Source organism: Streptomyces glomeratus (genome assembly GCF_021462825.1).
GTDB classification, from domain to species: Bacteria; Actinomycetota; Actinomycetes; order Streptomycetales; family Streptomycetaceae; genus Streptomyces; species Streptomyces glomeratus.
The window spans coordinates 40,395-63,163 of the sequence record NZ_JAKEEB010000014.1; the positions used below are offsets into that span (position 1 = coordinate 40,395).

At 72.4% G+C, this 22,769-nt stretch carries 24 protein-coding genes and 1 tRNA gene; 14 read left to right on the top strand and 11 right to left on the bottom strand.

The features are described from left to right. Positions 1-26 precede the first annotated feature (26 nt). From LZ604_RS18430 to LZ604_RS18445, 4 genes are all read left to right on the top strand, one after another. Complete coding sequence (locus LZ604_RS18430; protein ID WP_234516429.1) at positions 27-1,655, top strand: FAD-dependent oxidoreductase; 1,629 nt, start codon at positions 27-29, stop codon at positions 1,653-1,655. Positions 1,656-1,722: 67 nt separating this feature from the next. Next, positions 1,723-2,145 carry an SCP2 sterol-binding domain-containing protein gene (locus LZ604_RS18435; RefSeq protein WP_234516431.1) on the top strand — a complete coding sequence of 141 codons (423 nt, stop codon included), beginning with the start codon at positions 1,723-1,725 and terminating at the stop codon, positions 2,143-2,145. Then, positions 2,133-2,816 carry a TenA family protein gene (locus LZ604_RS18440; protein ID WP_234516433.1) on the top strand — a complete coding sequence of 228 codons (684 nt, stop codon included), beginning with the start codon at positions 2,133-2,135 and terminating at the stop codon, positions 2,814-2,816. The genes LZ604_RS18435 and LZ604_RS18440 overlap by 13 nt, the downstream gene beginning before the upstream one ends. An 81-nt stretch (positions 2,817-2,897) precedes the next feature. Then, positions 2,898-3,878 carry an LLM class F420-dependent oxidoreductase gene (locus LZ604_RS18445; protein WP_234516434.1) on the top strand — a complete coding sequence of 327 codons (981 nt, stop codon included), beginning with the start codon at positions 2,898-2,900 and terminating at the stop codon, positions 3,876-3,878. Positions 3,879-3,963: 85 nt separating this feature from the next. On the opposite strand, the gene LZ604_RS18450 is transcribed toward LZ604_RS18445, so the two are convergent. Together LZ604_RS18450 and LZ604_RS18455 are read right to left on the bottom strand one after the other, a co-directional pair. Then, positions 3,964-4,110, bottom strand: coding sequence for a hypothetical protein (locus LZ604_RS18450; protein ID WP_234516436.1), 147 nt, complete (start codon positions 4,108-4,110; stop codon positions 3,964-3,966). A 29-nt stretch (positions 4,111-4,139) separates the two neighbouring features. After that, positions 4,140-4,607, bottom strand: coding sequence for a hypothetical protein (locus LZ604_RS18455; protein WP_234516439.1), 468 nt, complete (start codon positions 4,605-4,607; stop codon positions 4,140-4,142). A 165-nt stretch (positions 4,608-4,772) separates the two neighbouring features. Between LZ604_RS18455 and LZ604_RS18460 the strand changes: the two genes are divergently transcribed. The 5 genes from LZ604_RS18460 to LZ604_RS18480 are packed head-to-tail and all read left to right on the top strand — an operon-like array spanning position 4,773 to position 9,441. After that, a complete protein-coding gene (locus LZ604_RS18460; RefSeq protein WP_234516441.1) occupies positions 4,773-5,159 on the top strand; it encodes a cupin domain-containing protein in 387 nt (128 codons plus the stop codon). Next, positions 5,146-6,528 carry a class I tRNA ligase family protein gene (locus tag LZ604_RS18465; protein WP_234516443.1) on the top strand — a complete coding sequence of 461 codons (1,383 nt, stop codon included), beginning with the start codon at positions 5,146-5,148 and terminating at the stop codon, positions 6,526-6,528. Before LZ604_RS18460 ends, LZ604_RS18465 begins: the two co-directional genes overlap by 14 nt. 10 nt (positions 6,529-6,538) lie before the next feature. Further along, on the top strand, positions 6,539-7,600 hold the full coding sequence (locus LZ604_RS18470) for an NAD(P)/FAD-dependent oxidoreductase (RefSeq protein ID WP_234516445.1): 1,062 nt from the start codon (positions 6,539-6,541) through the stop codon (positions 7,598-7,600). A 42-nt stretch (positions 7,601-7,642) separates the two neighbouring features. Continuing rightward, complete coding sequence (locus LZ604_RS18475) at positions 7,643-9,031, top strand: FAD-binding oxidoreductase (RefSeq protein WP_234516447.1); 1,389 nt, start codon at positions 7,643-7,645, stop codon at positions 9,029-9,031. Continuing rightward, on the top strand, positions 9,028-9,441 hold the full coding sequence (locus LZ604_RS18480) for an avidin-fold protein (protein WP_234516448.1): 414 nt from the start codon (positions 9,028-9,030) through the stop codon (positions 9,439-9,441). Before LZ604_RS18475 ends, LZ604_RS18480 begins: the two co-directional genes overlap by 4 nt. Before the next feature lie 75 nt (positions 9,442-9,516). Here the strand turns inward: LZ604_RS18480 and LZ604_RS18485 are convergent, their stop codons facing one another. Further along, complete coding sequence (locus tag LZ604_RS18485; RefSeq protein ID WP_234516450.1) at positions 9,517-10,104, bottom strand: MarR family winged helix-turn-helix transcriptional regulator; 588 nt, start codon at positions 10,102-10,104, stop codon at positions 9,517-9,519. 121 nt (positions 10,105-10,225) lie between these two features. Here LZ604_RS18485 and LZ604_RS18490 point away from each other — a divergent pair, with 121 nt between their 5' ends. The 3 genes from LZ604_RS18490 (at position 10,226) to LZ604_RS18500 (ending at position 14,786) form a co-directional block, all read left to right on the top strand. Further along, a complete protein-coding gene (locus LZ604_RS18490; protein WP_234516452.1) occupies positions 10,226-11,806 on the top strand; it encodes an MDR family MFS transporter in 1,581 nt (526 codons plus the stop codon). 147 nt (positions 11,807-11,953) lie between these two features. Next, positions 11,954-14,128 carry an MMPL family transporter gene (locus LZ604_RS18495; protein ID WP_234516454.1) on the top strand — a complete coding sequence of 725 codons (2,175 nt, stop codon included), beginning with the start codon at positions 11,954-11,956 and terminating at the stop codon, positions 14,126-14,128. Between the two features lie 79 nt (positions 14,129-14,207). After that, the gene (locus tag LZ604_RS18500; protein WP_234516456.1) at positions 14,208-14,786 is read left to right on the top strand and encodes a DUF1707 SHOCT-like domain-containing protein; all 579 of its coding nucleotides are present in this window, start codon (positions 14,208-14,210) and stop codon (positions 14,784-14,786) included. A gap of 210 nt (positions 14,787-14,996) precedes the next feature. Here LZ604_RS18500 and LZ604_RS18505 read toward each other — a convergent pair whose 3' ends face one another. The 5 genes from LZ604_RS18505 to LZ604_RS18525 form a co-directional block, all read right to left on the bottom strand. Next, positions 14,997-15,428 (bottom strand): SRPBCC family protein, encoded by a 432-nt coding sequence (locus LZ604_RS18505; protein WP_234516581.1) that lies wholly within the window; start codon positions 15,426-15,428, stop codon positions 14,997-14,999. Between the two features lie 47 nt (positions 15,429-15,475). After that, positions 15,476-15,730 (bottom strand): acyl carrier protein, encoded by a 255-nt coding sequence (locus LZ604_RS18510; protein ID WP_234516458.1) that lies wholly within the window; start codon positions 15,728-15,730, stop codon positions 15,476-15,478. Between the two features lie 104 nt (positions 15,731-15,834). Then, positions 15,835-17,052: a ketosynthase chain-length factor gene (locus tag LZ604_RS18515; protein ID WP_234516460.1), complete on the bottom strand. Its 1,218-nt coding sequence runs from the start codon at positions 17,050-17,052 to the stop codon at positions 15,835-15,837. Beyond that, positions 17,049-18,320 (bottom strand): beta-ketoacyl-[acyl-carrier-protein] synthase family protein, encoded by a 1,272-nt coding sequence (locus tag LZ604_RS18520; protein ID WP_234516462.1) that lies wholly within the window; start codon positions 18,318-18,320, stop codon positions 17,049-17,051. The genes LZ604_RS18515 and LZ604_RS18520 overlap by 4 nt, the downstream gene beginning before the upstream one ends. Continuing rightward, positions 18,317-18,751 (bottom strand): cupin domain-containing protein, encoded by a 435-nt coding sequence (locus LZ604_RS18525; RefSeq protein WP_234516464.1) that lies wholly within the window; start codon positions 18,749-18,751, stop codon positions 18,317-18,319. Before LZ604_RS18525 ends, LZ604_RS18520 begins: the two co-directional genes overlap by 4 nt. A 619-nt stretch (positions 18,752-19,370) precedes the next feature. Here LZ604_RS18525 and LZ604_RS18530 point away from each other — a divergent pair. Beyond that, positions 19,371-19,517, top strand: coding sequence for a hypothetical protein (locus LZ604_RS18530; RefSeq protein ID WP_234516465.1), 147 nt, complete (start codon positions 19,371-19,373; stop codon positions 19,515-19,517). Between the two features lie 145 nt (positions 19,518-19,662). Beyond that, a tRNA-Pro gene (locus LZ604_RS18535) sits at positions 19,663-19,739 on the top strand. A gap of 251 nt (positions 19,740-19,990) precedes the next feature. On the opposite strand, the gene LZ604_RS18540 is transcribed toward LZ604_RS18535, so the two are convergent. The 3 genes from LZ604_RS18540 to LZ604_RS18550 all read right to left on the bottom strand — a co-directional run bounded on the left by LZ604_RS18540 (position 19,991) and on the right by LZ604_RS18550 (position 22,739). After that, positions 19,991-20,683 carry a GntR family transcriptional regulator gene (locus LZ604_RS18540; protein ID WP_234516467.1) on the bottom strand — a complete coding sequence of 231 codons (693 nt, stop codon included), beginning with the start codon at positions 20,681-20,683 and terminating at the stop codon, positions 19,991-19,993. A gap of 128 nt (positions 20,684-20,811) precedes the next feature. Beyond that, positions 20,812-21,813, bottom strand: coding sequence for a proline racemase family protein (locus tag LZ604_RS18545; protein ID WP_234516469.1), 1,002 nt, complete (start codon positions 21,811-21,813; stop codon positions 20,812-20,814). 29 nt (positions 21,814-21,842) lie between these two features. Then, entirely contained in the window at positions 21,843-22,739 is an 897-nt protein-coding gene (locus LZ604_RS18550) for a dihydrodipicolinate synthase family protein (protein WP_234516471.1), read from the bottom strand. Between the last annotated feature and the right edge of the window lie 30 nt (positions 22,740-22,769).

Consider the following 22,769-nt stretch of genomic DNA (forward strand, 5'->3'; position numbering starts at 1 on the left):
CCCTCGACACCTTGGAGGAACAGCAGATGCAGGACGAACGGACCCAGGTCCTCGTCGTCGGCGGAGGCATGGTCGGCCTGTCGGCCGCCGTGTTCCTGGCCTGGCACGGTGTGCGGCCGCTGCTCGTGGAGCGCCATGCCGAGACCCTGATCCACCCCCGGGCCCGCGGCATCAACGCACGCTCCGTCGAGCTGTTCCGGCAAGTCGGCCTGGAGGAAGCCCTCTTCGCCCAGCGCGGCGAGGGCATCGTCGCCTCCGACGAGGACTCCTCCCGGATGCTCGTCGCCGAGTCCCTCGCCAGCCACGACCACGACTTCGTGGATCTGGCGACCGGTGAGGCGGAGGGCGCGAGTCCCTGCGAGTGGTGCCCCATCGACCAGGACCGGCTGGAGATCGCGCTGCGCGGCCGGGCCCTCGAACTGGGCGCCGACATCCGCTTCAGCACCGAGTGCGAGGAGCTGACCCAGGACGCCGACGGCGTCACGGCCGTACTGCGCGACCGCGGCACCGGCGAACGCCGTACCGTACGCGCCTCCTACGCGATCGCCGCGGACGGACAGCGCAGCCCGCTGCGTCATGCGCTCGGTATCCCCGTGGAAGGCCCGGGCATTCTGCTCCACACCCTGTCCATGGTCGTCGAGGCCGACATCGACACCGTCCTGGGCGGCCGCCGCTTCGGCTTCGCCTACCTCGACAAGCCCGAGAAGGGCTCGGTCATCTTCCCGCACGACGGCGCCAAGCGCTGGTGCTTCGGCGTCCCCTACCACCCCGACCGGGGGGAGGCCGTCGAGGACTACCCCGAGGAGCGCTGCCTGGAGCTGTTCCGCCAGGCCGTGGGCGTGCCCGACCTCACCGGCCGCCTCATCCCCCAACTGCCCAGCGACGGAACCACGGTGCTGCCCTTCGTCATCGGCGCGCACTGTGCCGAACGCTTCGCCGAGGGCCGGGTCTTCCTGGCCGGCGACGCCGCCCGGATCGTGCCCCCGACCGGCGCGTTCGGTGGCAGCACCGGCATCCAGGACGCCCACAACCTCGCCTGGAAGCTGGCCGCCGTGCTGCGCGGCGACGCGGGTGAGGACCTCCTCGCCACCTACGACGCCGAGCGCCGCCCCGTCTCGGAGTTCACCATGGAGCAGGCCATGGCGCAGATGGTGGGGCGCACCGGCAACGAGGCGGCCGACGTCGGCGGTGTGTACGTCCACGACTGGTGGTCGGTGATCCTCGGCTACCGGTACCGCTCGGCGGCCGTCCTGTCCGAGGACGACGACGACCGCCCCGCCTACCCGCCGCACCTGCTCACCGGTCTGCCGGGCACCCGCGCCCCCCATCTGCCGCTGGAGCGCGGGGGCGAGAGCGTCTCCACCCTCGATCTGTACGGCCGGCGCTTCACCCTGGTCGCCGGAGCGGCCGGCGAGGCCTGGGCGACCGCCGCGTCCCGAGCCCGCGAGGCCCTCGGTGCCGGTCTCGACGTGTACCGGGTGGGCACGGACGTCCAGGACCCCTCGGGACACTGGGCCGACCGGCACGGCGTCAAGGACGACGGCGCCGTACTGGTGCGCCCCGACGGATTCGTCGCCTGGCGCGGCACGGACGCCACGGGCGCGGACGACCGGCTCACCGACGCGCTCGCCCGGGTGCTGGCCGTCAAGCGCTAGGTCCCGTTGTCACCGCGCCGAACAGCGCCCTTCTCACCCCTTCACCCACCTCACAAGGAGATTCGCCATGTCCGATCTCGCCACGCGGTTCGCGGAACTCGTCGCGTTCGTCGACGCCACCCCCAAGGAGGACCTGGAGAAGCTGCTCGCCGAGCGCCCCGGCGGCGTCGACGCGGTCCTGGACACCGTCTACGAGAAGCTGGCCTCCACCTTCAACCCGGCCAAGGCGGGTGGCGAGAAGGGCACCTTCCAGTACGAGGTGACCACCGCCGAGGGCACCAAGGAGTACTACCTGCACGTCGAGAACGACACCTGCGTCGTCGGACACGGCACCCGGGAGGGCGCCGACGTCGTCATCGGCATCAAGCTGGTCGACATGCTGCACCTGGCCACCGGGAAGCTCAGCGGCCAGAAGGCGTTCATCACCGGCAAGCTGAAGCTGCGCGGCAACGCGTTCTTCGGCATGAAGCAGGGCGAGTGGTTCGACTGATGCTGCGCACCCAACTCGAGTCCGCCGCCGCGCCCCTGCTGGAGAAGATCAAGGACCACCCCTTCTTCGCCGGGCTCCGGGACGGCACGCTGGACGGGGCCGCGCTGCTCCACTTCGCGCGCCAGGACGCCGACTTCCTGCTGCCCGCCTACGGCCGAGCGCTCGCCCGTACCACCGCGCTCGCCCACGACAACGCGCACGCGATGGTGCTGGCCCGGATGGCGGTCGGCACCCTCGAGGCCCGACAGGCCATGGCGATGGGCTACGACATCATGGCGGCACAGCTCGGCGACGGGGACGACTCCTGGCGTTCCGCGCCGGCCGACCCGGTCACCCACGCGTACACCTCGTTCTTCTCGTCGGCCGCCGCCGGTTCGCTCGCCGAGGCGATCGGGGCTCTGCTGCCCTGCTCCTGGTTCTATCTGAGCATCGCCGACGACCTCAAGGAGCGGTACGACCCCACCGCGCGCTACGCGGACTGGGTCAAGGCCCTGCACCCCGGCGACGACTACCGCGACGTGCTGGAGGAGTTCCTGACCGTCGTCGACGAGGTCGGCGAGCGGGCCTCGGCGGACGACCGGGACCGGCTGACGCACAACTTCCTGACGGCCGCGCGCTACGAGTGGTCCTTCCTGGACGCGGCCCTGAACCGACTCGACTGGCCCGTCTGACCGTCCGGCTCCCGAACCGACTCGACTGGCCGTCTGACCGTCCGGCTCCCGAGCCGCCCTACTCGCCCATCGGAGGGGCGCATGCGCCTAGGACTCAATCTCACCCGCTTCAGCTGGCCCGGTTCGCCGGAGAACCTCGGACCGGTGCTCGGGCGGATCGCCCGCACCGCCGAGGAGGTCGGGTTCGACAGCTTCTGGGTGATGGACCACTTCTTCCAGACCCCGCTCAACCGCGGGCCCGAGGGCGCCTGTCCCGAGGCGTACGCGACGCTCGGCTTCGTGGCCGGGCAGACCTCCCGCATCCGCCTCGGCACCCTGGTGACGGGCGTCGTCAACCGGCACCCCGGGGTGCTCGTGAAGACCGTCAGCACGCTCGACGCACTCTCCGGCGGCCGGATGTACTTCGGCATCGGGGCCGCCTGGTTCGAGGAGGAGCAGCGCGGCCTCGGCATCCCCGTCGTACCGAAGGCGGAGCGCTTCGAACGCCTGGAGGAGGCCGTCCGGATCGCCAAGCACATGTGGGCGGGCAGCACCGAGCCGTACGAGGGCCGGCACTACCGCCTGGAGCGGCCGCTCAACGAGCCGAACACCCCGCAGCGCCCCCACCCACCGATCCTGATCGGCGGGCAGGGCCCGAAGAAGACCTTCGGGCTGGTGGCACGCTACGCCGACGCCTGCAACGTCTACGAGCTTCCCGACCCGGACATGATCCGGGACAAGCTGGCCAAGCTGCCGCCGCAGCACCCGATGCGCCGCAACGCCCACATCAAGCCGACCGAGGTGATCCGCGGGCAGTTCGCGGTGCTGCGCGAACGGTGCGAGGAGGCGGGCCGGCCCTACGGCGAGATCGAGAAGACCACGCTGGGCACGGGCGCCCTGACCAAGGACGGCGCCGACGGCTCGTACACTGTCAAGGGCGCGATCGAACGGTTCCACCAGCTCGCGGAGCTGGGTGTCGACCACGCGATCGTGGAACCGCCGAACCCGGCGGAGGAGGGCGCGCTCGACCTGTGGGCCGAGGTGGCGCCCGAGGTCGCGAAGATCGTCCCGGCGGGGCGGTAGCGGCATCCGACGACGACCGGGGCCGGAGCGTGCGCCGCACGCTCCGGCCCCGGTCGTGTCGGGACTCCGGGCATCCCCCTCGGCGTCAGGACTCGGGAACCTCGCCCTCGGCGTCGGGACGGCGCCGGCCGACCCTGCGGCGGACCGCCGCACTCCACCGGTCGATCCGCTCCCGGCCCACACCCAGATAACGCAGCACTCCCAGCAGCAGTAGCAGCAGAGCGAGTGTCACGGCACACACCTCCCTGGAAGTCGCCGTCGTCAGAACTCGCCGCTGACCGTCGAGGCCAGATAACCCGCCAGGTCCGGCGCCTCGGGCCGCACCACATGCCGCACCCAGGCGTCCCGTTCGTGCGCCATCGCGACCATCTCCCAGATGCACGCGGTGGCGCCGTTCGGCGCCGGCTGCCAGTCGGCCGGGTCCTCCCAGGTCGACAGCCAGGTCCGGGTGTGCAGGATGACCCTGTTGCGGCTCCACCAGCCGACGACCGCGTAGCAGCCGTCCGGATCCTCGTGCAGCACGCTGTAGCCGTACGCGAGCGCTTCGCCGTACGCGTCGGGCAGCGTCCGCTCCACCGCGGCGCGCGCCGCCTGAACCACCTCCTCGGGCGGGGCCGGCCGGGTGGCCGAGATCCCGTAACGCTTGACCGTCCAGCCCCGTACGCGATCGGGCGCGTAGGCCACCATGCGGCGGGGCGCGTACACCAGCGGAACTTCTCCCACAGCCATGGCCCGGAGGGTAGGCCGCGCTTCTGAGGGACCGCTGGTGACGGTCACAAGACCGGTCGCGCCGACCATGAGCGGCCTTCGAGATGCCCACCAGCACGCCGGGCCACGATGAGCGCGTCCACCGACAACGGGACGGCGCGTCCACCGACAAAGGGATGGTGCGAGGTGCGCAGGCTGAGCAGCGAATCCGCGGTTCTCACCGACGAGTACGCGATACGGATCGGACGGTGGAGCCAGTACCAGGGCAGCGACGCGCTGCCCTTCGAGGCGATGTGGTGCGTCGTCCCGCCCGGCGGCACCAGCGCCCTGGACTGCCATCCGGAGGTCGAACTCGCCGTCGTGGTCGGCGGGAAGGCGGCCTTCGCCGTCGAGGGCGGGGACCCGGAGCCCACACCGGTGGGCACCGCCGTCCTGCTCGACCCCGAGGAGCGGCACGTCATCCACAACCTGTCCGACACGGAGCCGGTGACGCTGCTGAGCATCTACTGGCTCCCCGAGAGCGCCCCAGCCGGTACCGCCGGGGATGCCGAGGTGACCCGTGGCGGCCGCTGACGGAACGCAGGGGCCGGTCGTCGTCCTGAGCCCGCCGCCGACCCCGAACGGGCCGCTGCACCTCGGCCACCTCTCCGGGCCCTACCTCGCCGCCGACATCGCCACCCGGGCGGCCCGCGCCCGGGGTGAGCGGGTGCTGGCCGTGTGCGGGACCGACGACCACCAGAACTACGTCGTGACCAAGGCCGAGCAGCTGGGCCGCAAGCCCGACGAAGTGGCCGACGAATACCGCGAGCTGATCCAGCAGGCGTTCTCCCTGGCCGGCATCGGCCACGACGTGTTCACCGCGCCGCGCACGGACGCCGGGTACCGCTCGGCGGTCCTGCGGTTCCTCGAGGAGATGCGCGAGGGCGGTCTCGTCCGGGACGGCTCGTGGACGATGGCGGTGTGCGAGACCTGCCGGCGCACCCTGCACCACGCCTATGCGACCGGCGGCTGCCCGGCCTGCGGCGCGTCGATGGGCGGCGGCACCTGCGAGGGCTGCGGCGGCTTCACGTCCGCCGCCGGACTCACCGGCCTGCGCTGCGCCGGCTGCGGGGGAGCCCCGCGCCGGGTGCGGTACCGCGGACCCGTCTTCGCCCTGGGCCGCCACCGGGAGGCGCTGACCGAGATCTGGTCCCGGGCGCACATCCCGCCCAGGGTGCGCGCCCTGCTGGCACGCCTCCTCGAGCAGGGGCTGCCGGACGTCCCGGTCGCCTACCCCACGGACTGGGGCATCGAGACCTCCGACGGCACCGAGCGGATCGACGTCTGGTTCGAAATGGGTCTGGCGTACCTGTATGTGATAGGGCGTCACCTCGACCCGAAGGCCCGCACCCTGGCGGAGCACGCCCGCGCCTTCGCCGGGGCCGGCGCCCTGTGGCCCTTCCTGGGCCTCGACAACGCCTTCTACTACGCCGTGCTGTTCCCGGCGCTGGCCGTGGCCGTCGGCGTGCCCGGCGACAAGGCGCTGACGGGGCTCGTGGTCAACGAGTTCTACCGGCTGGACGGACGGAAGTTCTCCACCAGCCGGGGCCACGCCCTGTGGGCGCACGAGACGCTCGCCGAACGGGATCCGCGTGCCGTCCGCCTCTTCCTGTCCTGGGACCGCCCGGCCCCCTATGCCAGCAACTTCACCGCCGAAGCCTTCGAGGCGAACGTACGGCGCTGGCCGCTGAGCACGACCGGGGCCGGCACCGGCGGTCCCCGACAGGACCTCGCGCTCGTGCACGCCGAACTGGACCGGGCCGAACACGCCCTGTCCTGGGAATCCTTCGATCCGGCCCTGGCCGCCCGCTGTCTGCTGCCCGCGGCCCTGGACACCGGGCACGCACGGGCTCAGGAGCTGCTGGGTCTTCTCACCGGCCGCTCCGGCGGCCCCGGGCGCTGAAGGAGGGCCGATGCGGATCTGCGTCGTCGGCACAGGCATCGCCGGCACCCTGCTGGCCTGGCACCTGCTGCGAGCCGACCCCAAGACCGAGGTGGAGCTGCTGGCCGCACCCGGCGAGCTGCCCGGCGAGGCCACGGCGGCCTCCGGCGGCCTGGTGCGCGGCTACGAACCCGACCCCGCCGCCTGCCGGCTCGCCTGCGAGAGCCTGGCCGAACTGCGCTCCGACGCCCGGCTCGCCCGGTGGGCGGAGTACCGCGAGGGCGCCTCGGTGTACGCGCACGACGGACGGGAGACCCCTCAGCCCGTCGAGCAACTGGCCCTGATCGACAAGCATCTGACGGGCTCCGCGGACCTCGCCGACGCCGCGGCGCTCGGCCGGGACCACGGGATCACGGTTCCCGGGTACGCCTACGCGGTCGTCGAGAGGGCCGCCGGGCACATCCGGCCCGCCCGGCTGCGGGAGGCGGTCACCCGCGATGTGCTCGACCGGGGCGGCAGCCTCGTCACCGGGCTCGCCCACCGCGTCCTCGCGTCCCCCGACGGTGGGGTGGCCGTCGACTGCCCCGACGCCGAACGCCGCTACGACCTGGTCGTCCTGGCGACGGGCTGGCGCACCGGGGCCCTGCTGCGCCGCAGCGGACTGCCCGCCGACGCGCCACGGGTCAAGCTCATCCAGTACGACCTGTACACCGTCTCAGGCCGTCGGCCACCGGGCTTCGTGGACGAGACGAGCGGCCTGTACGGGCGGCCGGAGGGCACCGACGGCATGCTGCTCGGCGTGCCGAGCGACAGCTGGGGAGAGACGGCGGAACGGCTGCGGGTCTCGCCCGAGCAGCGCGCCCGGGCCGAGGGACACGCCGCCACCCGGCTGCCGGGCCTCGGGCTGGTCGCCCACCGGCGCACCGTCGTGGCCGCCGACGCCTACTCCGCCTCCGGGCTGCTGCGGCTGCGGCCCACCGGCCTGTCGTCGCTGTTCACCTTCACCGGCGGCAGCGGCGGCGCCGCCAAGTCCGCGCTCGCCGCCGGCAGACGGGCGGCCGGCCTGCTGCTCGGCGGCCCGTCCCACGACTGACCGCCCGTCCCGTCAGGACGCCAACCCCTGTAAGGAGTCGCCATGGCCCGCGCCGCGCGCCGCACCCTGGCCGGCATCTGCCCGGACCGGGTGATCACCCCGGACCATCCCCGCTACGACGCCACCCGTCTGCTCTTCAACGGCATGTACGACCACCATCCCGCGCTGATCGTGCTGCCCCGCACCCCCGGCGAGCTCCAGGACGTGGTGCGCGCCGCACGCGACACGGGGCTGCCTGTGGCGGTGCGCGGCGCCGGCCACAACATCGCCGGGTCCGGCGGGGTGGAGGACGGCCTGGTGATCGACCTGAGGCTGCTGGACCGGGTCGAACTCGACCCCGGCACCCGGACCGCGAGGGTCCAGGGCGGCGCCACCTGGGCGCAGTTCGACGCCACGGCGGCCCGGCACGGCCTCGCGGTCACCGGAGGCACCTTCGACACCACCGGCGTGGGCGGGCTCACCCTCGGCGGCGGGATCGGCCATCTGATGGGCAAGTACGGGTTGTCCTGCGACAACGTGCTGTCGTACTCCCTGACGACGGCCGAGGGCGGACGGCTGGCCGTGGACACCGAGTCCGACCCGGAACTGGACTGGGCGCTGCGCGGCGCCGGCCACAACTTCGGCGTCGTGGACGAGTTCACCTTCCGGCTGCACCCCCTGGAGCGGGTGCACGGCGGTACCGTCGCCTACCCGCAGCACGAGATGGCCGCCGCGGTGCGGCTGTTCCGGGAGCTGATGACCGAGGCGCCCGACGAACTGGTCTGCATCCTGCTGCTGGAACGGTACGGCCACGCGCAGATCCCGGCCGCGGTGATGAGCGTCAGCTACTGCGGCACGGACGCCGAGTACATCGCCTCGCTGGAGAAGAAGCTGCGCGGCCCGGAGGTCCTCGACTGGCAGATCCAGGAACGGCCGTACATCGCGATGCAGCAGATCCTGGGCCGGCTGCGGTACGGGCTGCGGCACTACTGGAGCGCGCGCTGCACCGCCGAGCTGCCGGACGAGCTGGTGGAGACGCTGGTCCAGCGGTTCAAGGCGGGCAAGTGGCGCGGAGACTTCAACGACACCGTCTACCTGGAGGCTTTCAACGGTGCCGTGCGCCGGGAGCCCGAGCGGCCCTCGGCGGTCCCGTTCCGCGACGCGCGCTTCAATGTGACCGGCATGGCGATCTGGGAGCCGGCCTGGGCCGACGAGGAGCAGATCGCCTGGGCGAAGTCGGTGTCGGCCGCGGCGGAACCGTGGGCGGTGTCGGGCGACGGCTACATCAACTATGTGACGGACGGCGGCGCGGGCGGCACCGGCACCGACGCCGCTCAGCGGGCGGTGCGGACGTACGGCGTCGAAGGCCACCGGCGGCTGACGGCGCTGAAGAGGCGCCTGGACCCGGACAACTTCTTCCGGTCCAACTACAACATCGAGCCCGCCCGATGACTCCGCCGGCCGGGGGAGCCCCGGACTACAACAACCGGTTCTTCGTCTCCAGCGCGGCCGAGACGGCCGGCCCCGACCACGAGGTGCCGGTGGGCCACTACCACCAGGCCGGGCCGATCGTGTGGGCCGAGTTCCGCGGCGGGAAGGTGCTCATCGGCCGGCTCGTCGGCACCTGTGACCCGGACGGCACGCTCCATCTGGCGTATTGCCAGGCACTGGACGGCGGCACGGTGGTGGCGGGGGAGTGCACCAGCACACCCGAGTTCCTTCCCGACGGCCGGATCCGGCTGCGGGAGGAGTGGCGGCGCCTCGATGCGGCGGGTTCGTCGGGCGTCTCGTACATCGAGGAAGTGGCCGCCGCACGGAGGGCCGTCCTGGCGGAGACGGTCCTCTCCCCGGAGGGCGCCTAGGCGGGGCGCGCCGGGCAGTAGGACGCGCCGCCGGGGATCTTTCATCCCGGCGGCGCGTTCGTACGTCCGGCCGGATCAGTTCCCGGTGTCCGTGCCCCCGGCGTCCTCGCTCGGGTCGTACGCGTACTGGCTGCGGACGGGAACACCCGCGAACTTGCTCAGCAGCCGGGCGAAGTCCTTGCGGTCCTTGGCGGACCAGTCCTGCATGATCTCGCCGAAGTACTCCTGGCGCACCCGGTGCGCCAGGGAGGCCAGGTTCCGCCCCGCATCGGTCAGCTGCAGACAGGCGCGCCGGCTGTCCGCCTGGGACGGCACCCTCCGCACATAGCCCGCCTCGACGCTCGCCGCCACCAGCCGGCTCGCCCGGGAGGGGTCGACGGCGAGCCGCTCGGCGACCAGACCCACCGTCACCTCCTGGCCCGGCTCCTCGGGTTCCTCCTCGACGGCGTCGACCACGACCGTGTGCGTCAGGTCGATCGAGCGGTCGAGGCGGCTCGTCACGAAGCGGCCCAGGGTCCGCTTGGTCTGGTTGCGCCGGATGCGCACCATGGCGCGCTCGACGGCGACCAGCGCCGGGTCCGGGTCGGTTTCGGCGGTGAGAGGGGCCGTGGGTGCGGCCTCGGAGGCGTCGGAGGAGGAGGTCGTATCCACGGGTTTGGTCATGTCTCCATGGTAGCCGTTGACGTGTGACTTTGGCAGTCCTATGCTGAAGGCATCTAATTGACTTTGGCACGGATGTGCAATTGTCAAATAATCCTCGCTCATTCGTTTCAGGGGGCTGACCGTGTCCACCGCCCACGAGGCGCGCGACGGTGCCGTGACACCGCAGGCGACGCCGGCCATGAGTCACCAGCAGGTGATGCTCGTCTACTTCGGTCTGTTGTTCGCGATGCTGATGGCCACCCTCGACTCCTCCATCGTGGCCACCGCGGTGCCGACGATCGTCGGCGACCTGGGCGGCCTCGACCGCATCGGCTGGGTCGGCGCGGCGTACATCCTCGCCACCAGCGCGGTGATGCCGCTCGCCGGCAAGCTGGGCGACCTCCTCGGCCGCAAGCCGGTATTCCTCGTCTCCACCGTCGTCTTCCTCGCCGGGTCCGCGGCCTGCGGAGCGGCCCAGACGATGACCCAGCTCATCGTCTTCCGGGTGCTGCAGGGCATCGGCGGCGGCGGGGTGATGGCCGCGATGTTCGCCCTCACCGGCGATCTGTTCAGCCCCCGCGAACGCGCCAAGTACCAGGGGTACTCGGCGGGCGTCTTCGCCCTGTCCGCGATCGGCGGCCCCCTCGCGGGCGGCTTCTTCTCCGACCATCTCACCTGGCGCTGGGTCTTCTACATCAACCTGCCCATCGGCGCGGTGGCCCTCGCGCTCGTCGCCGTCTTCCTCAAGGGCCGTACGCGAGTGGAGCGTCCGCGCATCGACTACCTCGGCATGCTGCTGCTCTCCGGCGGACTCGTCGCCCTCGTCCTGGCCGCCAACTGGGCGGGCACCAAGTACGCCTGGAGCTCCCCGGTGGTCATCGGGCTCTTCGCCGGCGCCGTCGTACTGCTGGCCGCATGGGTTTTCGCCGAACGCCGTGCCGCCGAACCCGTCGTCCCGCTGCACCTGTTCCGGGACTCGACCTTCGACATCTGCAACCTCGTGTCCCTGATCGCGGGCCTGACCGGCTTCGGACTCGTCTTCTTCCTCCCGCTGTACCTGCAGATCTCCTCGGGCGCCACGGCCACCAACTCGGGCCTGCTGCTGCTCCCGATGATGTTCGGCCTGATGATCGCCTCCTTCGGGGTCGGCGGCGCCGTCGCCAAGAGCGGCCGCTACAAGTGGTTCCCGGTCGCCAGCATGGCCGTGTCCGGCATCTCCGCCTACCTGCTCTCCACCATGGACGCCGACACCGGCAGGCTCACCTCCGGCTTCTACATGTTCCTGCTCGGCGTGGGCGCCGGCCTGTCCCAGCAGGTGGTCGTCGTCGCCGTGCAGAACGCCGCACCGCCCCGCGACATGGGCGCCGCGACCTCCACGGTCACCTTCAGCCGCATGCTCGGCACCTCCTTCGGCGTCTCCGTGTTCGCCACCATCCTCAACCACCGGCTGGCCCACGAGATCCCCGCGTACCTCACGCCGGACGAGGCGAGTCGCCTGCCCGCGGGCGGCTCCTTCGGCCCCGAGTGGCTCAAGCACCAGCCGCAGGGCCTGCGTGACGGACTGGCCCAGGTGTACGCCCACGCCCTCAGCCCGGTCTTCATGACGGCCGCCATGATCCTCGCCGTGGGCTTCGTCGCCTCCCTGTTCCTCAAGGACGTCGTGCTGGAACAGCGCGGCTGGGGCGGCGCCGACACCGAGACCCCCGCCGAAGCCGCCGGCTGACCGGCGGGGGCTTCCCCCGTCGTCCCTTCCCCGCCGTCCCCCGGGCGGGGAGGGGACGACCCTCCCCGGACGCATCTCCCGTCCCTGCCCCGCACCTTCGTACCTCCACAACCCCGCCTCACCGGGCGGGTCGGGAAAGGAAACACCATGCCGGTCTGGAAGCGGCTCGCGGTCTGGCCCGCGGGCTCCCGCACCAAGTGGGCGGTCCTGCTCCTGTGGCTCTTACTCGCCTTCGTGGCGGGGCCGCTGGGGTCCAAGCTCACCTCGGCCCAGAGCAACGACGCCACCGCGTGGCTGCCCAAGAGCGCCGAGTCGACCCTCGCCTTCGAGGCGGGCAAGCGCCACTTCGACGTCGGCAACACCCTGCCGGCGGTGGTGGTCTACTCCCGCGACGGTGCCGTCACCCCCCAGGACCGGGCGAAGGCCGATGCCGACCGCGCGCTCTTCGCCCGCTACAGCGACAGCGCCCTCGCACCGGTCGCCACCTCCCAGGACCACAGGGCGCTGCTGCTCATGGTCCCGCTGACCATGCGCGGCGACGACGGCTTCAACAAACTCGTCGACCACGTCAAGGACATCCGCCACCAGGCCCGTGCGGGCGCCCCCGGCGGACTCGAGGTCAGCGTCACCGGACCCGGCGGATCGGCCGCCGACCTCGCCGGTGTCTTCGGCGGCGTCGACGGACCGCTGCTGCTGGCCACCGTCGCCGTCGTCGCCCTCGTCCTGCTGCTGACCTACCGCAGCCCCGTCCTCTGGCTCGTCCCGCTCCTCGCCGTCGGCCTGAGCGCGGCCCTGGCCAACGCGGTCGTCTATCTACTGGCCACCCACGCCGGACTCGTCGTCAACGGGCAGAGCGCCAGCGTGCTGACCGTCCTGGTCTTCGGCGCCGGCACCGACTACGCCCTGCTGCTCATCGCCCGCTACCGCGAGGAACTGCGGCGCCACGCCGACCGGCACGAGGCGATGGCCCTCGCCCTGCGCCGGTCGCTGCCCGCGGTCCTCGCCTCCGCCACCACCGTCACGCTCGGGCTGCTCTGCCTGCTCGCCGCGCGCATGAACTCCACCCGCGGTCTCGGCCCGGTGGCGGCCGTCGGCATCGTCGTGGCCTACCTCGCCATGACCACCCTGCTGCCCGCTCTGCTGGTGATCCTCGGCCGCTGGCTGTTCTGGCCGTTCGTGCCGCGCGCGGGGGCCGACACCACACAGGACGCGGAACACGGCACCTGGGGACGCATCGCCCGCTGGGTCGCCCGCCGTCCGCGCACCGTCTGGGTCGTCGGCGCCGTCGCTCTGGCCGCCTGCGCCCTCGGTGGCCTCGGCCTGCGCACCGGACTGACCCAGGCGGACTCGTTCACCACCACCCAGGAGTCCGTCGTCGGCCAGAGCACGGTGGCCCGTCACTTCCCGGCCGGCTCGGCCGCCCCCTTCGACGTCTACGCGGCCGCCGGCCACACGAGTGAGGTCACCGCGGCCCTGGAGCACACCCGGGGCGTCGCCCGCGTCCTGGAACCGCAGCGCTCCGGCGACTGGGTGCACCTCAAGGCCGTGCTCGCCGACCCGCCCGACACCAAGGCAGCCGAGCGCACCGTCGAGCGGGTCAGGGACGCGGTGCACGCCGTGCCCGGCGCCTCGGCCCTCGTGGGCGGCGACACCGCGACCCGTCTCGACACCGCCCGCGCCTACACGCACGACGAACGAACCGTCATCCCGCTCGTCCTCGCCGTCGTCTTCCTGGTGCTCGTCGCGCTGCTGCGGGCACTGGTCGCGCCGGTGCTGCTGCTCGCCAGCGTGGCGCTGTCCTTCCTCGCCGCCCTCGGCGTGTCCGTGCTGCTCTTCCGCGGTCTCGGGCATCCCCGTTCGGACGAGTCGCTCATCCTGATGGGCTTTCTGTTCCTCGTCGCCCTCGGCGTCGACTACACCATCTTCATGGTGACCCGGGCCCGGGAGGAGGCCGCCGTACGAGGCCATGCGCCCGGTGTGGTGCGCGCGGTCGCGGTGACCGGCGGTGTCATCACCAGTGCCGGGCTGGTGCTGGCCGCCACGTTCTCCGTGCTCGGCGTGCTGCCCGCGGTGAGCATGCTGCAGATGGGACTGCTCGTCGCCGTCGGCGTCCTGTTCGACACGCTGCTGGTGCGCACCCTGCTGGTCCCCGCGCTCTCCCTGGACGTCGGTCCCCGGCTGTGGTGGCCGAGCGCGCTCGCCCGCCAGGCGGCGGCGCGGGCGGAGGCCCCGCCCACGATCCCGGCACCGGGAGCGGCGCGGTACGGGGAGGCCGGGGAGCCCGGCTCATCCGAGTCCGCCGCCGTGCACCCCCGCCGCTGACCCGCCCCCGATCCCGCCGCCGACCACCACCCGACTCCCGTACGACGTCGGGGACGACCGCCGAGGAGGCACGATCACCATGGCCGCATCCCACCACCGCATCGGCGACCAGGAGCGGGAGGCCGCCGCACGGCAACTGGGCGAGCACTTCGCAAGCGGCCGTCTGACCAAGGGCCAGCTGGACGAACGGCTCGCGGTGGCCCTCACCGCCGAGACCGCGCCGGCCCTTGACGAGGTGCTGCGGGACCTGCCGGAGCCCTCCGACCCGTCGTCGGGCCGGCAGCGCAGGGGCCGATGGGCCGCTGTCACCGCCCGTCTGAAGGCGCGGCGGGGCCGCCGGGCCCTGGCCCTCACCCTCGCGGCCTGGGCGGCCGGCGGTGCCCTCTTCGGAGCGGACTGGCTGTTGTCCTGGCCGGGCCGCCTGCTGCTCGTGGGCGGTATCGCGGTGGCGCTGCTGGGCGGCCGCCCCCACCGCACCGGCCACGACGGCCGTCCGGGCCGCGTACGGGGCGGCCCGGGCGGCCATATCCCGGGCGGAGGCGGTTCGATGGGCCACGGCGGACCCTTCGGCCACGGCGGCGCAGGCCTCGGCCGGGGCGGCGGACGGGGCCGCGGCGGCCGCGGCCATGCCTCGAACCCCCGACTCCCGTCAGTGTGACATCCCCCGCGCACTGACGGGCCACGTGGCCCGGGGAGCACGTCCGACGGTGTCGGCCGCGACGTGTTCCCCGGGCCACACCCATGCCGTCGACACCCCGGCGCGACCGGCCCGGCCCGCCCGAACGCAACCGCGCAACCGGAACGGCCCGGCCGGTACCCGCCCCCACGACGGGCCCGACCGGGCACACCCCGCTGTTCCTCACCGTGTTCAGCCGGCCGGCGCCGCCTGCGCGCGAGCCACCCGCTCGATCCGCTCCTTGATGGCGCTCATCTGCACCTTCGTGTTCTTGAGCAGGTGATCGGCCATCTCCGGGTCACCGAAGGGAAGTTCGTCCCGCACGTGGAAGTCCTGCACCCACCGCATCTCGACCCCGCCGGCCGGGACCACCCGGTACTCCCAGAAGATGTTCATGTACGCGAAGGGCCCGGTCTCGATCCGGTGCGCCCGTACCGTGCGGGTCCGCACGTCGACGGTGCGCTCCGACACCCATGACCGCTGGATGCCCTCCTCGTCCGGATGCATCGTCAGCCGGAACCGCACGGTGTCGCCGTCCCGGTCGAGGATCTGCACCGACGCGTACTCGGTGAACAGATCCGGCCAGGACGCGACGTCGTTCGTCATCCCCCATACGAGGTCCATCGGGGCGTCGATCACCACCGTGGACTCGGTGTGCCCGGCCGCCACGGTCAGGCCCCCGCCTTCTGCGAGGCCACGTACTCGACCAGCGCGCCCGGGGTCTCGATGTCGTTGAGCGCCTCGTCCGGGATGCTCACGCCCAGCCGGCCCTGCACCTGGGTCACCACCTCTAGGACGGCCAGCGAGTCGTACCCGAGGTCGGTGAACGCGGTGTCGCGGATGTCGCCGTCCAGGTTGACCGATTCACCCGTGCCCACGCAGTGCCGCATGATCTCGCGGAGGCCGTCGAGAGTCAGTTCGTCCATGTCTGTCTCCGTTCCATGACGAGTCGTTGAGGAGCTGAGCGCTTGCCGGGGCGCGAGGCGGGAGCCGTCGCCGGCTCCCGCCTCGCGCCCGCCGCCCGATCCGGTCAGGCGACGGCCTTGACCACCACGGCCGCGTTGAACCCGTTGTAGCCACGGGCGATGACCAGCGCCGTACGCACCCGTGCCTCCCGGGGATCCCCGAGGACCAGATCGACCGGGCAGTCGGGCGAGACGGCGGTGACGTTGAGCGTGGACGGGATCACCCCGTGCCGCAGGGACAGGAGTGCCGCGACGAGGTCGACGGTCGGCCCGGCCGCGTACATCCGGCCCGTGGCCGTCTTCGGGACGGTCACCGCCACCCCGCGGGGCCCGAACACACCGGCCAGCGCCTCGCATTCCAGCCGGTCCAGGCGCGGCACGCCGTAACCGTCGGCGAACACCACGTCCACGTCCTCCGGAGCCGTCCGGGCGTCGGCGAGGGCACCCTCGATCGCACGCCGGAGGTTCGGGCCGCGTCCGGTGCGCGGGTGCGGGTCGAACGCGGTTGCGTAGCCGGCGATCTCCCCGTACGGGCGCACCCCACGGGCCTGCGCCGAGGCGGCTTCCTCGACCAGCAGGATCGCCCCGCCCTCGCCGGGCGTGTACCCGTCGGCCGCCACGTCGAAGGGAAGGTAGGCGCGATCCGGGTCCGTGCTCAGGCTCACCAGCCCCGGCGGGATCTGCCCGACCAGACCGGAGGGGGAGAACGACGAGTCGGTGCCGCCCGACAGCGCGAACGTACTGCCGTTCCGGATCACCCGCCGTGCCTGCCCCACGCAGTCGAGACCGCCGGCCTGGTCGGTGATGAACACCCCGCTCGGCCCGCGCATCCCGTGCCGGATGGAGATCTGGCCGGAGTTGGCCGCGTAGAACCAGGCGATGGCCATGTACGCGCCGACCTGAGAGGGCCCCTTGGCGTACAGGTTCTGCATCTCCCGCTGGCCGAACTCGGCGCCGCCCGTCGCGTTGGCGGTGACGACGCTCATCTCGTACTCGGGCTGCTCCCCGGGGTCCAGCTCGCCGTCGCGCAACGCCTCGTCCGCGCAGACGAGTCCGTACTGGGTCATCAGTGCGGTCTCCACCACCACCCGGCTCGGCAGCAGATCGCCCGGGACGAAGTCCCGCACCTCACCGATGACCTTGATGGGATAGCCGGAGGGGTCCATCCGCGTCATCGGGCCGAGCCCGCTGCGGCCGTCCAGCGCGGCCGCCCAGTAGGCCTTGGTCCCGATGCCGGTCGGCGCCAGCACGCCGAGCCCCGTCACCACCGCTCGGCGCGTCATGCGTACGTCCTCTCCGGTGCGGCCACCACGATGGCGCTCTGGAATCCGCCGAATCCGCTGCCGACGCTCAGCACGGCGTCGGTGCGCTGCTCGCGGGCGGTGACCGGCACATAGTCCAGATCGCACTCGGGGTCGGGCGTGGACAGGTTCGCGGTCGGCGGGATCGCGTCGTTGTCGATCGCCAGGCAGCAGGCGGCGACCTCGATGGCACCGATCGCGCCGAGCGAGTGCCCGATCATCGACTTGATCGAGCTGACGGGCGTTTCGTACGCGTGCCGGCCGAGACTGGCCTTGAACGCCGCCGTCTCGTGCCGGTCGTTCTGCTTGGTGCCCGAGCCGTGCGCGTTGATGTAGTCGATGTCCTCCGGGTTGAGGCGCGCCTGGTCCAGAGCGACCCGGATCGCCTCGGCCATCTCCCGCCCGTCGGGCTTGAGTCCGGTCATGTGGTAGCCGTTGGCGCGGCTCGCATAGCCGCGCACCTCGCAGTAGACACGGGCGCCGCGGCGGCGGGCGTGCTCCAGCTCCTCGAAGACCATCACGGCCGAACCCTCGCCGAGGATCAGCCCCTTGCGGTCGCGGTCGAAGGGCCGGCACGCGTGCTCGGGGTCGTCGTTGGCGGTGGACTGGGCACGCAGGGTGTCGAAGCACGCCACCGTGACGGGTGAGACCGGCGCGTCCGTGCCCGCGGCCAGCACCACATCGGCGCTGCCCTCCCGGACCAGTTCGAAGCCGTGGCCGAGCGCGTCGATGCCCGAGGTGCAGCCGGTGGACACCAGCGCCACCGGGCCCTCGGCGCCGATGGTCCAGGCGACCTCGGCCGCCATCGAACTCGGCACCATCACGTCGTACAGCTGGGGCACCGCGTACTCCGGGTCCACCAGCCACTTGCGGCCGCCGTCGCTGAGGACGACGTATTCGCGCTCCATCAGTTCGGTGCAGCCGATGGCGTTGCCGAGCGACACGCCCACCCGGGACGGGTCCAGCGCGTCCGTGCCCAGACCGCTGTCGGCCAGCGCCTCCCGCGACGCGACCAGCGCCAGCTGGCCCGCCCGGTCCAGTCGGCGGGCCTCCTGCGGGGAGAGCCCGTTCGCCGCCGGGTCGAAGTCGATCTCGGCCGCGACCTGGCAGCGGAAATCGGACGGATCGAAGTGGGTGATCCGCCGGGTCATCGAGCGACCGGCCATCAGCGTGTCCCAGAACGCGGGAACGCCGAGGCCGCCGGGGGCGGCCACGCCGATGCCGGTGACGACGACACGCCGCTCGCTCATGCGTGCCCCCCGACCTGCGGGAGGCCGCCCTCGCCGGGCAGCTCCTCGGTGTCCACGTGCCCCAGTTCGGGACGCGGGGCGAGCGGGCCGAGGAAGAAGACCGCGAACATGTCCTCGTCGCCGTCGTTGTCCATGCGGTGCCGCACGTTCTTCGGCACCATGAACGAGTCGCCGGCCGACAGCTTGATCGGCCGTCCGTCGAGGCGGAGCGTCATCTGACCGCTCACGACGTAGAAGAACTCCTCGGAGTACGGGTGGTAGTGCTCGGAGACGAACTCCCCGGGCAGCAGGGTCCCCGCACCCATGAAGCCGGCGGTGGCGCCGCAGGTCTTCGGGCTCAGGAGGACGCGCAGGTCGCCGCCCCGGCGACGATTCGGCTCCACGTCGGCGAATGCGACCTTCCCGGGTTCTGTCCGCGGGGCTGGGGGCATGGCAATCTCCTTCTCCGACCAGGTGGGGCCCCGTCCACACAGCGGCACGCCAGGGCCGAGTCGAAGAATGACAACGGGCCCTCCAAGGAGCCTGGGGAGCATCTGAAGGCCACCGGCCGGGCGCTCGGCGATGGCGGCTTCCCCGGCACGGCGCGAAGATCGGAGACGGACCACGGCCGGCACCCGCCTCGACCGAGCGGCGGAGGCCCCGCGACCCCGCTCGCCGCCGCGGGTCGAGCGCCTCCGCGGTCACGCCTGCCGTGCGCCCGTGGCAGCGCACGAAGGGGGCCCGCAGCCGAGACCGTGACCGCGGCGGCCTGCCGTGCTGCTCGCGCGGGCGCAGGCCGCCGACGCACCGGGCGGCGGCGCCGAGGCCGGGCGCCTCCTCGCCCGGGCGCGGGCTGCTCACGCCTGGCGGGGCCCGAGCGCCTGTGGCAGCCGCTCCCGGCCCGTCCCGCCCCCGCCCGCCGAGAGGTGCCGGCGCCGGTGGCCGCGCTCCGGTGCGCGGGCGTTACAGCTCACGGCGGGCATCCACGACATGCGGATTCCGCCATTCGGCCGCATCCTGAAACGGCCCACCACACCAGGCCGCACAGGCCGACCACCCACGGGAGGTCCTGTGATCCTGCTTGCCCTGCTCGCGCCGGTCCTGATGATGGCCTTTCTTTTCGGTATGTCCGCCCTCGAGGAATTCCTCTTCCTGCGCCCGACCTCCACGGACGAGGTCAGCCCTCCGGCCGACGAGGCGGAGACGCCCTCGTCCTGAGGGCACCGGAGGGGATGGGTACGAATGCACGTTCGGCACATTCATCGGCTGATGCCGCTGCCGTCGGTCGCCCCCGGCGGGTCCCTCGGGAGTGTGCGGTAGGGTTTATCTGCGTGATCACGCGGAACACCGCGGAAGACGCAACCGGGACGTGGCGCAGCTTGGTAGCGCACTTGACTGGGGGTCAAGGGGTCGCAGGTTCAAATCCTGTCGTCCCGACCAGCTTCACAGCAGGTCGGAGGCCGTTTTCTCAGCGATGGGAAGACGGCCTCCGTCGTGTGGACGAGGAGGGCGGGGCCGCGGTCCTGTGCCTCCTGCCGGGCGCCTGCTTAGACGACGCCCGCCTGTGGCAGTGCGGCACCGGGATCAAGCCCCTGATCTCGCGCCTGAGCGGCTGGACGATCACATGGGGCGAGGCCCACACTGCCACCGCCGCGGTCGTGCCTGTACCCGGGCCATGGGCCGCCGGGTGCTCAGTCGTGGGCCGCCCACAGACCGCGTACATGGCCCAGATGCCGCGTCATCACCTTTCGTACGGCTTCCTCGTCCCCGTCCAGCAGGGCGTCCAGGAGTTCGAGGTGCTCCTGTGCCGAGGCGAGCAGGCGGCCGGTCTCCACGAGAGCGGTCAGCCCGTAGAGGCGTGATCGCTTGCGCAGGTCGCCGACGACCTCGACGAGATGGGCGTTGCCGGCAAGGGCGAGCAGGCCGAGATGGAAGCGGGTGTCGGCCTCGACATAGGCGATGAGGTCCCCGGCGGCCGCGGCGGAGACGATCTCCCGCGCAGCCGGCCGCAGGGCCTCCAGCGAGACCCGGTCCGCGGTCCCGGCCAACGCGACCGTGGTCGGGATCTCGATCAGGGAGCGGATGTGGGTGTACTCGTCGAGCTGCTTCTCGGAGACGGCGGTGACGCGGAAACCCTTGTTGGGGACGGTGTCGACCAGGCCCTCCTTGACCAGGTCCAGCATGGCCTCGCGCACCGGGGTCGCCGAGACGCCGAAGCGGGCGGCGAGCGTCGGCGCGGAGTACACCTCGCCGGGGCGCAGCTCGCCCGCCACGAGGGCGGCGCGCAGCGCGTCGGCGACCCGCTCGCGGTAGCTGCTCTTCTTGCCTCCCAGCGTGGGCAGGGCGGGAGCGGCGGACGGCGAGCCGGTGCGCGGGGCGTCCATGGGGTGTCTCCTCGTACGGGCACGTTCCGGGGCCGCGGGACGGCACCGGAACGTCCCGTCCGGGTGCCGGTGCAATGTCACGCACCACGAGTATCCCAGGCGGGGGACGGCGGTGCGGCCGCGGTCGGCTAGAGGACGAACCCCTCCGGAAACGGGTCGTCCGGATCCAGGAGGTACTGCGCGGTACCGGTCACCCACGCCCGTCCCGTGAAACTGGGCAGCACCGCCGGGAGGCCGCCCACCCGAGTCGTGCCGAGCAGCCGTCCCGTGAAACGCGTCCCGATGAAGGACTCGTTCACGAACTCGGTGTGCAGGGGGAGTTCGCCGCGTGCGTGCAACTGTGCCATGCGCGCGCTGGTGCCCGTACCGCAGGGGGAGCGGTCGAACCAGCCGGGGTGGATGACCATCGCGTGCCGGGACAGCCGGGCGGTGGCGCCCGGCGCGTACAGGTGGACGTGGTGGCAGCCGCGGATCGTGGGGTCCTCGGGATGCACCGGCTCCTCCAGGGCGTTGACCGCGTCCATCAGCGACAGCCCCGCCGCGAGGATGTCGTCCTTGCGGGAGCGGTCGAAGGGCAGCCCGAACTCCTCCAGCGGCAGGATCGCGTAGAAGTTGCCGCCGTAGGCGAGGTCGTATGTCACCGTGCGCCCGTCGGCCAGGGTGGCCTTGCGGTCGAGGCCGACGGAGAAGGACGGCACGTTTCTGAGGGTGACCGCCTTCGCGGCACCGCCCTCCACCGCGACCTCGGCGACGACGGGACCCGCCGGGGTGTCCAGGCGTATGGTGGTCACCGGTTCGGTGACCTCGACCATGCCCGTCTCCACGAGCACGGTCGCCACACCGATCGTGCCGTGACCGCACATCGGCAGATAGCCCGAGACCTCGATGTAGACCACACCCCAGTCGCAGTCCGGGCGGGTGGGCGGCTGGAGGATCGCGCCGCTCATCGCCGGGTGCCCGCGCGGCTCGTTCATCAGCAACCGCTTGATGTCGTCGCGGTGTTCACGGAACCACAGACGCCGTTCGTTCATGGTGGCGCCGGGGATCGTGCCGATGCCGCCGGTGACCACCCGGGTCGGCATCCCCTCGGTGTGGGAGTCGACGGCGTGCAGGACGAGCTTGCTGCGCATGACCGTTCCCCTTCGCTCGGTACGCCGGTTCAGGCCAGTCCGGCGGCCACGGCCTTCTCCGTGGCGGCGCGGACGGCGCTCTCCTGCTCGGGCAGCAGCGGGACCCGCGGAGGGCGTACGGGACCACCGTGCCGTCCGAGGACGTCCATGGACAGCTTGATGGCCTGGACGAACTCCACCCGGGAGTCCCAGCGCAGCAGCGGGTGCAGCTGCCGGTACAGCGGCAGCGCGGTCTCCAGGTCGCCCGCGATCGCCGCCCGGTACAACAGCACCGACGCCCGGGGAAGCGCGTTCGGGTAGCCGGCCACCCAGCCCTTGGCGCCCGCGACCGCAAGCTCCAGCAGGACGTCGTCGGCGCCGATCAACAGGTCGAGGTCCGGGGCCAGTTCAGCGAGGTGCCAGGCGCGCCGGGGGTCGCCCGAGAACTCCTTGACGGCCTGGACGTAACCCTCCCCGTGCAGCTTCGCGAGCAGCTCGGGGACCAGGTCGACCTTGGTGTCGACGGGGTTGTTGTACGCCACGACCGGCACGCCCGCCTTCGCGACCTCCGCGTAGTGCGCGAGCACGGACCGGTCGTCGGCGCGGTAGGAGTTCGGCGGCAGCAGCATCACCGACGCACAGCCGGCGTCGCGTGCCTGCTCGGCCCAGCGGCGGGCCTCCGCCGATCCGTAGGCCGAGACCCCGGGCATCACCCGCGCCCCGCCGACCGCGGACACCGCCGTCTCCACGACCTTGGCGCGCTCCTCGGGGGTGAGGACCTGGTACTCGCCGAGCGAGCCGTTCGGTACGACGCCGTCGCAGCCGTTCTCCACGAGCCAGGCGCAGTGTTCGGCGAACCGGCCGTGGTCGACGGTGAGCCGGTCGGTGAGCGGCAGCGCGGTGGCCACGAGGACGCCGTGCCAGGGACGGTTCTGCGGGTCGGTCATGACGCGATTCCCCCCAGTCGGTGATGTGTG